6 protein-coding genes are annotated in these 9,812 nt (G+C 75.0%); 3 read left to right on the top strand and 3 right to left on the bottom strand.

All coding sequences use genetic code 11. The annotated features are described in order from the left end of the window. Positions 1-416: 416 nt before the first annotated feature. The gene (locus tag AC4H2G_RS19570; RefSeq protein WP_494367409.1) at positions 417-2,963 is read right to left on the bottom strand and encodes a penicillin acylase family protein; all 2,547 of its coding nucleotides are present in this window, start codon (positions 2,961-2,963) and stop codon (positions 417-419) included. 229 nt (positions 2,964-3,192) lie between these two features. Between AC4H2G_RS19570 and AC4H2G_RS19565 the strand changes: the two genes are divergently transcribed. From AC4H2G_RS19565 to mscL, 3 genes are all read left to right on the top strand, one after another. After that, on the top strand, positions 3,193-3,537 hold the full coding sequence (locus AC4H2G_RS19565; RefSeq protein WP_494367403.1) for an FmdB family zinc ribbon protein: 345 nt from the start codon (positions 3,193-3,195) through the stop codon (positions 3,535-3,537). A 151-nt stretch (positions 3,538-3,688) separates the two neighbouring features. Beyond that, on the top strand, positions 3,689-4,414 hold the full coding sequence (locus AC4H2G_RS19560; protein ID WP_494367402.1) for an RcpC/CpaB family pilus assembly protein: 726 nt from the start codon (positions 3,689-3,691) through the stop codon (positions 4,412-4,414). Between the two features lie 141 nt (positions 4,415-4,555). Continuing rightward, on the top strand, positions 4,556-5,032 hold the full coding sequence (gene mscL / locus AC4H2G_RS19555; RefSeq protein ID WP_494367401.1) for a large conductance mechanosensitive channel protein MscL: 477 nt from the start codon (positions 4,556-4,558) through the stop codon (positions 5,030-5,032). Between the two features lie 21 nt (positions 5,033-5,053). Here the strand turns inward: mscL and AC4H2G_RS19550 are convergent, their stop codons facing one another. Next, positions 5,054-5,284, bottom strand: a complete 231-nt coding sequence (locus AC4H2G_RS19550) for a hypothetical protein (protein ID WP_494367400.1) — start codon at positions 5,282-5,284, stop codon at positions 5,054-5,056. A gap of 176 nt (positions 5,285-5,460) precedes the next feature. Next, entirely contained in the window at positions 5,461-9,654 is a 4,194-nt protein-coding gene (locus AC4H2G_RS19545; protein ID WP_494367399.1) for a PDDEXK-like endonuclease domain-containing protein, read from the bottom strand. Between the last annotated feature and the right edge of the window lie 158 nt (positions 9,655-9,812).

Here is a 9,812-nt window from a genome sequence, read left to right as displayed (position 1 = left end):
CCCCGTTCTCCCCCCCCCCCCCGACCGGACGTTCTACCTCGGCGGGCCGGTGGGTGCTGTCTCGCCGAACCGGGGTGCTACCTCGCGCGACCCCCGGGACGCCACCCGATCCGGCCCCGTCGTCGGACGAGGGCCGCGCACGAACCGCCGCGGACGGGTCGCGGGAGGGTGACGGGCACGACCAATCCCCGCCGCGCCGTCGGACGATGACACCCGACCGGCGCCGCGCCGTCGGACGGTGAGGGGCAGGACGAGCGGCGGGGTGGAGGTGTGTGCGAAGGGCGTAGAAGCGCGCGAGAGAAGGCGACCCGGTGGGTCGAGGTGACGGCGCGCCAGCCCGAGCGCACACCTCGACCCCGCCGCGGACGCGACCCGAGGGACGCGACCCCAGGGGGCGCAACCTGAGGACGCGAGCGCTACGGGACGAGGACGAGCTCGTCGCTCCCGGCGTCGGCGACGGCCTCGACGGTGAAGGGCCACGCGAAGGTCTCGCCACGAGCCCAGGTGCCGAGCTGGTCGTCGTAGTGCTTCGACGCCGGGTGGCCGGACGTGCCCGTCACGGTGACCCAGGTGGAGCGGTCGAGGTCGTCGAGGTCGACGACCATGCGCATGGACGGCCCGGCGGTCACCTCGAAGGAGCCCGACGCCGCGTCCCAGGCCGTCGCGTTGACGATGGACGACCCGCCCGGCATGCCCACCGGGTCGGGGTTGACGTAGTCGCGCACGGGCGCCGGGATCGACGGGCCGCCGAGGACGGGGTGCTCGAGCTCGAGCTGGTGCAGCTTGCCCCAGGCCCAGTCGGTGGGCTGCTTGCTCTGCTCGACGGTGAGGTCGAGCCGGGCCGAGATCAGGGCCTGCGTGAGCACCTCGTCGCGGGTCTCGACGACGCTCACGGTCTGCCGGTCGTCCCAGAACGCGTCCGTGGGGTTCTCGACGAGCCGCTGCACGACGGCGAGCCACCGGCTGCCACCGGACGGTCGCGCGGACTCGGGCAGCTCGTCCCAGAACGTCAGCTCGAGCAGGTTGCGCCACACGGCGGCGAAGTACGCCGCGGCGGCGGAGTCGGTGTCGGTCCGGTAGTCCCAGTCGGCGAGGAGCTCCTGGCCCTGGGCGGCGAAGTCGTCGTCGATGTCCTGGTCGAGCAGGATGGGGACGAGCGCCTCGGCGTAGGGGCTGCGGTCGTCGACCTGGATCTCGTTCATGGTGTCGACGTCGAACGCCCGCCCGGCCGCGATCTCCTGCTCGAGGAGCTGGCGGATGCGCTGCGAGCGATACCCGTAGTCCCAGTCCGTCGCGAGGAACGGTTCGAGGCCGGCGGGCAGCACGGCCTGGTTGGCGGCCACGACGAAGCCCTCTGCGGGGTCGACGACGCGCGGCATCTGGTCGCTCGGGACGTAGCCCTGCCAGTCGTAGCGCGCGTCGGACCCGTCGCGGGGCCAGGTGCCGTCGGACGGCACCGCGGAGTCCGGGACGACCTGCCGGACCGGGATCTTCCCGGGTGCCTGGTAGCCGATGTGGCCGTCCGCGGTGGCGAAGACGATGTTCTGCGCGGGCACCTCGAACAGGGCCGCGGCGGCCTGCATGTCCTCGGCGTTCGCGGCGAGGTTGAAGGCGAACACCGCGTCGGCGGTGCGGCCGGGCTCGAGCGCGGTCCACTGGAGCGAGACGGCGTACTCGCCCAGCTGCGTGTCGGGCGCGGGGGTGTCCTCCGCCGACGCCGTCGCGGGGATCACGGTCGAGACGATCGGGCCGTGGACCGTCGAGCGGATCTCGAGCTCGACGTCGTCCCCGCCCGCCACCTCGAGGGTCTCGGTGCGGACGTCGAGCGGCTCCCACGTGTCGCCGCGCAGGTACGTGTCGTCGCGCACGCGCTCGACGAAGAAGTCCGTGACGTCGGCGCCCATGTTGGTCAGCCCCCAGGCGAGCTGGGCGTTGTGCCCGATGACCACGCCCGGGAAGCCGGCGAAGGAGAAGCCCGCGACGTCGAACGCGCAGTCGGGCCCGACCGTCGTGCAGTGCAGGCCCACCTGGGCCCAGATGCCGGGTGCGGCGAGGCCGAGGTGCGGGTCGTTCGCGAGGATCGGCTGCCCGCTCTCCGTGTGGTCGCCGGAGACCACCCACGAGTTCGACCCCGTCCCCTCGCCGCGCCCGATGAGCACGGGGACGGCCGCGAGCGCGCGGTCGGCCGACGCGACGGCGGCCTGCAGGCCCTCGGACGAGTACGTCTGCCCGGCCTCCGGCGAGAGCTCGGCGGAGACGCGCTGCGGGTTCTCGAGCTCGCCCGGCTGGAGGATCGGCGCGTTGACGTCCGACGGGTACGCCGGAAAGAGCTCGGCGACGCGCGCAGGGTCCTGCAGGGTCCCGTACGCGAGGGCCCGGTCGAGCTCGTCGTCGTAGTTGCCGCGCAGGTCCCACGCCATGGCCTTGAGCCACGCGAGCGAGTCGATCGGGTCCCACGGCTCGGGGTCCGCGACGTCGACCTGCAGGCCGAGCACCGTGTACTCGAGCGCGATCTCACCCGGGCTGCGGTTCTCGAGGTAGGCGTTGACGCCCTCGGCGTAGGCCTGGAGGTACGCCTTCGTCTCCGGGGCGATGATCTCCCACTCCTGCTCGGCGACCTGGCGCCACCCGAACGTCCGCGTGACCTTGTCGGCCGCGAGCGCGTCCGGGTTGTCGCCGACGAGCTCCGTGAGCCGTCCGGACGTGACGTGCCGGCGGTAGTCCATCTCGAAGAAGCGGTCCTGCGCCTGGACGAAACCCTGGGCGCGGAAGAGGTCCTCGGGGGTGTCGGCGTAGATCTGCGGGACGCCCTGCGCGTCGCGAAGGACGGTGACCTCCGCGCCCAGGCCGGGGAGCGTGATCTCCCCGTCCGCCTGCGGGAGCGGCCGTCGCACCGTCGTGACGACGAGCACCGTCACCGCCACGAGCACGACGACGAGCAGGGCGGCGACGGCGACGAGCACCCGCCGGCCGGTGCGCCGCGCCGGGCGCGTGCCGGTCAGGGTCTCAGGGTCGTCACCGGCAGGCTTCTCGACGGGTTCGTGCGCAGACACGGTGCGAGACTACCCCGGCCGTGGTCCGCGCCCACCCGCGTATGATTGGCACTCGGAAGATTCGAGTGCCAGCGAGTGTTGACCTGGCGGCAGAGGCTCGGCCCCCGTCGGGTCGCCGTCATGTGAACGAGGAGAACCCGTGCCCACCTACGCGTACACCTGCACCGCCTGCGGTCACGCCTTCGACATCCACCAGTCCTTCACGGACGACGCCCTCACGGTCTGCCCGGAGTGCTCCGGTCGCCTGCGCAAGGTGTTCTCGTCGGTCGGCGTGACCTTCAAGGGGTCCGGCTTCTACCGGACCGACTCGCGCTCGGGCGCGAAGTCCGCCCCGGCGTCCACGAGCGCCAAGAGCTCGTCGAGCGGCAGCGCGAGCAGCCCGAGCACGTCGGGGTCCTCCTCGAACGGTTCCTCGTCGGGCTCCTCCTCGTCGAGTTCCTCCTCGTCGTCGACGAGCTCTGCCGCGAGCACGCCCGCCTCCTGACCCTCCCCGGTCCGCCGAGCGGCAGGCTGCCGCGCACGGTCGACCACAGGCACGTGCCGGGGCACCCGGCGCCTCGGCCACCCGTGCGGCCACCCGCCGTCGTCCACAGGGACGACGGCGGTCGTGCGCGGTCCTCGCTACCGTCGCGGCCATGTCCTCGACCCCTCGCCGCGGTGCTCCCGTGCCCGACGACGCTCGCGCCCGTGCCCGGTCGGCGCGCCGTCGTGCCGGGGTGCTGTGGTGGCGCCTGCGGTTCGTCGTCGCCGCGGTGTGCTGCGGCGTCGCCGCGACCGCGACCGTCTCGGCGCTGCGCCCCGAGCCGCCGCCCACCGTCCCCGTCGTCGTGACCGTGCGCGAGGTCTCCGCCGGCGACGAGCTCGCCGCGGGGGACGTCCGGGTCGTCGACGTGCCCGTGGACCTCGCCCCCGAGGCCCTGCGGTCGCCGGACGACGCCGTCGGTCGGTCGGCGTCGGTGCGCATCGCGCCCGGGACCGCGCTGCAGGAGTCGCTCGTGGCGGCGGGCGACCTCGTCGCCGCTGCCCCCTCGGGGACGGTCGTCGCGCCCGTGCGGCTCGATCCGGGCGTGAGCGGGCTGCTCGCGCCCGGGGACCGCGTCGACCTGCTCCTCGCGTCCTCCGCGTCGGGGCTGACCGGCGTGGCCGGTGAGCCCGGCCCGACTGAATCGGCCGACCCCTACCTCGCGCGCGGCGCCGTCGTGGTTCCCGGTCGGACCCAGGAGCAGGCCACGGGCGGGCTGCTGGGCTCCCCGGCCGCGACCGGCGAGCAGACCACGCTCGTCGCAGTGCTCCCGGAGGAGGCGGAGCGACTCGCGGCCGTCGCGGGCTGGGGCCAGGTGACGGCGGTCCTCGTCCCCTGAGCGCGCCGTCCCAGGTCAGCACGGAAGCGTCCGCAACCCGAGACCGCTGTTTGCCTCCCGTCCGGCCCGTTGCGAAGATCGTCCCTCACGTGTCGTGGCGCCGCTGCCACGCGGTCCGCCGACATGATGGGAACCATCCACATGAGTGTGCTCAACGGTTTCAAAGAGTTCGTGCTGCGCGGGAACGCGATCGACCTGGCGGTCGGCGTGGTCATCGGCGCGGCGTTCACCTCGATCGTCACCGCGATCGTCGACGGGCTCATCAGCCCGCTCATCGCGATGATCTTCGGCAAGCCGGACATCTCCGAGATGTGGATGATCGGCCCGGTCAACGAGGCGACGATCAACATGGGCCTCATCCTCAACGCGATCCTGCAGTTCCTCCTCGTGGCGGTCGCCATCTACTTCGTCATCGTCCTGCCGATGAACCACCTCGCCGCACGCCGCAAGCGCGACGACGAGCCCGAGCCGAAGGCCCCCGCGGAGGACGTCCGCGTCCTCCAGGAGATCCGCGACCTGCTCGTCGCCCAGGCCGCGACGCCGGGCCAGGGCGGGCCGGGTGCTCCCGGCGCCGGCCCGACGACCGGGCCGTACGGCGGGCCCACCGACCGGCTCTGACCACCAGGGCCGAGCGCCCGGTCAGTGCTTCCCGTAGTGCGGCGGCACGTCCTGCAGCAGGCGGTCGTCGTTCTGCCCGCCGCCCTCGCCGGTCGTCGCCGCCTCCCCCCAGCCGCTCGGGCGCTCGTCGTCGCTCACGCCGGGGACCGCCGTCGTCTCCGTGCCGCGGCGTACCGCGCGGCGAGGCCGCCGTGCGCCGGGACGTCCCGACGTCGGCTCCCGGGCGGTGTCGTCGTGCGGGGCGGAGGTCACGGGTCCATCGTCGCACCGAGTCCGCCGGCGCCACCAACGTGCTGCCGGGGCCACCCACGTGTCAGGGACACAGATCACCCCCGTGTCCCCTCGCCCTGACACCCGCGCGGATGCTGCGCCGTGTCAGGGACACAGATCACCCCGGTGACCCCCGGCCCTGACACGGGCGAGGGGCGTCAGAGGTCGTCGTCGCCGTGGTCGGCGTCGTCGTCGAGCACCGGGACGACGACGATCCGGTCGCCACCGCCCGTCTGGGCCACGCCCCCGGTCTCCGGCAGCCGCGCGTCGCGCACGCCCTGCACGACGCGGCGGATGCGCTCGGCCTCCTTCGCGGGGTCGAGGAACGCAGCGGCCGACCACACCTGCGCGACGGTCCAGCCGATCCGTTCGAGACGCTCGGCGGTCTGGCGGTCGCGCACACGGACGCTGCGCTCGGCGACGTACGCGGTGTCGTCGGTGAGGACCGCGACGAGCAGCTCCCCGGGCAGGTCCGGGTGCCCGACGACCAGCGGGATCCGGTCGCCGTCGCCGACGCCGTAGTCGGTCTCGACGACGAGCCCCGCGCGCCAGAGGCGCTCGGCGAGGTCGAGCACGAGCCGGTCGGGGGTGCCACCCATGTCGACCCCGTTGCCGAGCGTGACCTGGTCGGCCACGCCGCTGCGCTGCTCCGCGAGGTCGAGCACCTCGGCGAGCAGCTTCGCGCCGCCGCCGCGGAGGCGCTCCGGGTCGAGGTCGGCTGCGGCGAAGCAGGACACGACGTGGAGGCGCCGGCGCGACGCCCCGACGGTGTCGAGCAGCATCGCCTCGCTGCCAGGCGTGTTGAGGATGCCGAATCGGTGCAGCACGCGGCCGTGCGGCGTCCGCCCGAACCCGACGGACAGGACGATCGTGTCGCGCACGAGCCCGGCGACGCCCGAGACGTCGGCGACCACGACGGGCTCGGGCCGCGAGGCGGCGAAGAAGCCGGCGAGCGCCGGGTTCTGCCGCACCTCGACGAGCAGGGCCTCGCGGATGCGGTCGGCGTGCAGCGGCGTGACGGTGACGATCGCGAGCGATTCGTCGGGGCGGGTCAGCGCGTGCTCGATCGCGACCTCGACGACCCGGTCCACCTCGACCTGCGTGCTCTCGACCGCTCCCGACGTCGGGTCGGGCATCCCGGCACCGTCCACGACGTCGAGCTGGACGAGGGCCTCGGCGCGGGGCAGCGGCGCGGGGCGCAGGACGCCGGCGTAGCCGTGCTCGGCGAGGAACGTCGTGACGTACGGGTCCCGCCGCGAGCCGTCGGCGAGGAGGGTGACGGTCGGCAACAGGTCGGCGAGGTCGCGGACGGTCGACGCCGAGGAGGCCCGCGGGTCGCCGACGGCGACGACCTGACGCCCGCGCGCGAGCGCCGAGAGGACGAGCTCGACGGGCGCGTGCTCGATCGCGTCGAGCACGACGAGGTCGACGGTGCGGGTGGGCGGCAGCAGGTGCGGCACGAGCGTGGGCGTCGCGACGGCGACGGGCCGCAGGCGGCGCAGCACGTCGGGGTGCTTCTCGGCCGTCTCGCGCAGGCTGACGAGCCGCCCTTCGAGCAGCTCGGTGAAGAGGTCCTCGGCCTCGTCGCGGTGCTCGCGCATCGCCGTGGCGAGGTGCTCGCGCACGGCGGCGCGCACGGGGGCGGCGAGCGACGCGACGTGTGCCCGGTCGAGCTCCCGGAAGCGCCGCGCGAGCGCGTCGAGACCGGCGCCGTCCTGACCGGCGAGCGCGTGGTCCTGCGCGAGGACCTGCTCGAACACCGAGCTCCACCATGCGAGCTCGAGCTCCGGACCGACGAGGTCGGTCTCGACGCGGCGCTCGGCGAGATCGGCGAGGAGGTCGTCCAGTCCGGCCGCGGAGAGCCGGCGCAGCACGGCCGTGCGGGCGGGGAGGCGGTCGAGCGACTCCGTGTCCTCGGCGAGCGTGTCGAGGCGCGCGGCGAGGTCGACGAGCGGCAGGTCGAGCAGCCCGGCACCCTGCGGGGTGCCCGCGAGGATCGGCTCGATCTCCTCGACGTCGATGCGCACGGCCTCGTGCGTGTCCTCGATCGCCGCGAGGCCCTCCGGGAGCCGCGGCCACCCGCCGCCTGGTGCCTGCGTCTGCCAGACCGCACGCTGCGCCTGGACCTCGACGAGGGCCGCGTGCAGGTCCGGGACCCGCACGCCGGGCCGGACCATGTCGCGTGCCTGACGACGCAGCCGGCGGCGCGCGAACCACCCCATGTCGACGCCGTGCGCGTCGCGCCACTGCCGGGTCGCGGTCGCCTCGACCATGTCCTGCGCGGTGCGCTCGAAGATCATCGGCTGGAAGACGTCGAGCGTGCCGCGCATGCCGCCCAGCATGCGGAGCTGGTCGCCCCACTGGCGCAGCGTCGTGGCGGGCGTGAGGCCGGTGACCTCGGCGACCCGCTCAGCCTGCGCACGCAGCTGCGGGAGCGTGTGGGTCCGCACGCGCTCGACGCGCACGAGGACGTCCTGCGCCTCCTGCCGGGTCGTGAGGTTCGCCCCGTACCAAGGGGTCGACGTCGCGCGCGTCGTGAACGCCCCCAGCTCGGCGGCGTCGCGCAGGTCGTCGGCGAGCTGGTCGCGCTGCGGCCCGACGGCGAGCACGACCTCGGGGGCCAGGCGCACCCTCGTGTCGGGGGCGGGCCGCTCCGCGACGATGCGCGCGAGGGCCTGCAGCGCGTCGTAGGCCGAGACGTTCCACGGCTCGCGGACGAGGTGCAGCGCCTCGATGTACCCGGCGAGCCGGGCGCGGGAGCCGAGCAGGGCGTCGCGCGTGCGCTCGACCGCGTCGTCGTCCGCGGGCTCCGGCTCGGTCGCCATCGCGGACAGCAGGCGGTGCGAGACCGTGGCGCGCCACGTGGGGTCGGGCGCGACGTCGAGCACGAGCCCGCCAAGCCCGAGGCTCTCGAGGCGCGCGACGAGCGCGTCCGCGGCACGCCGGTGCCCCGGGACGTACAGGACCTGGCGGCCGCTCGCCGCGGCCTCGGCGACGACGGCGGCGAGCGTCCCGGCGACGTCGGACCCGGCGGGCGCGTCGACGAACAGGTGGGACCCGCTCGCGAGCGCGTCGACGACGTGGCGCTGGGACGGGTCGAGGTCGCCCACCCCGCGCTCGAGCTCGGGGTCCGCGTCGCCGACGCGCGGGCGGGGCAGCTCGCGCCGCACGGTCGCGGCGACGTCCTCGTCCCCCGCGAGCGCGGCGACGATCTCGTGCCGTTCGAGGCCGGCCACGAGCTCGTCGAGGTCGTCGACGAGGACCTGGCCGGGGTGCACGAACGTGCCGGCGAGCACCCGGTGCGTGAGGCCGAAGTCGCCCAGGACGGCGCGGCCGAGCGCCGCGATGCGGTCCGTCGCGTCGCCGGGGTCGAACCCGGCGCCGGTGAAGGTGCTGCGTGCGAGCGTCACCGGGTCGAGCAGTGCTCCGTGCGCGCGCAGAGTGCGGGCGAGGAGCGGGTTGATCTCGGCGGTCGGCTCGAGCGTGAGCTCGTAGTCCGTCTCGCCGTCGCCGCGCGGCGTGACGGTCAGCGGGCGCAGGAGCACGGGTGCCCGCACGGTGCGCACCCCCGCGTCGGCGGGGTCCTCGGTCGACGCGTCCGGACCCGTCGCCCCGTCCGCTGCCCGCTCCGCGTCCGGGTCCTCGCCCTGCGCCTGGACAGAGGGGGGCCCGTCGTCGGACGCGTCGGCGGTCACGGTGACGTCGACGTCGTCGGGCGCGCTGACGGTCGGGTCGCCGGGGTCGATCCCGTCCCCGGGCGCGGTGTCGGTCGAGGTGTCGGTCACGTGCCCCGGGGGCGGCGCGACCTCGATGGTCGCCGCGGCAGGCCTCGACGCGCGCCCGGCGACGCGCGCGAGCGCGCCGACGTCGTCGGCGGGCCGGGAGGGCGACGGCTCGCTCTCGGTCCAGGTGGCGACGCCGATCGCGAGGTACGTGGGTGCGACGCCGTAGCGCTGGGCGTGCTCGGCGGCGCGGACCACGACGGCGCGGGCGCGACGGCGCGCCGCGGGGAGCGAGCCGCCCTCCCGGAAGAGGTTGGACAGCCGGGTCGGTCGGCCGGCGAAGAGCTGCGCGACGCCGGACGGGTGGGCGGCGGTGAGGTCGACGACGGCGTCGCCGAGGAGCGAGATGTCGGCGAGCGAGGACCCCCCGGCGAGCTCGACGAGGCCGGCCCGCCATCGCGCGACGGCCTCGTCGACGAGGTCGGCGGTGGTGGGCGGGCGCACGAGGACCGGCCGCGGTGGCGTCGCCTCGTCGTCAACGTCCGGCGGCGTGCCGTCGGGGTCGGTGGGCAGCCGAGCAGGATCGGCCACGCTCCGGGCGGCTGAGCTGGTGCGGGCTGCGGCATTCACCCTCTGACGCTAACCGTGCCGACGCGGCGCCCGGTCGAGGCACGCCGGAGAAGGTTCCTCCGGGCGCGCGGCCTCGGCGCGCAGCGCCACCGGTCGCGGCACCGCGACGAGGACGAATGACCGCCCCGCGTGGACCAGGACGGTTGTCCGGGCGACTT

The organism is Cellulosimicrobium sp. BMG9.23 (assembly GCF_059159985.1).
The sequence above is the reverse complement of the archived record's forward strand: the minus strand, read 5'-3'. Positions and strand labels throughout refer to the sequence as shown.

Coding starts and splice junctions, on each gene's coding strand:
- AC4H2G_RS19560 (WP_494367402.1), top strand. CDS start 3,689: ATGTCCTCGACCCCTCGCCGCGGTGCTCCCGTGCCCGACGACGCTCGC.
- mscL (WP_494367401.1), top strand. CDS start 4,556: ATGAGTGTGCTCAACGGTTTCAAAGAGTTCGTGCTGCGCGGGAACGCG.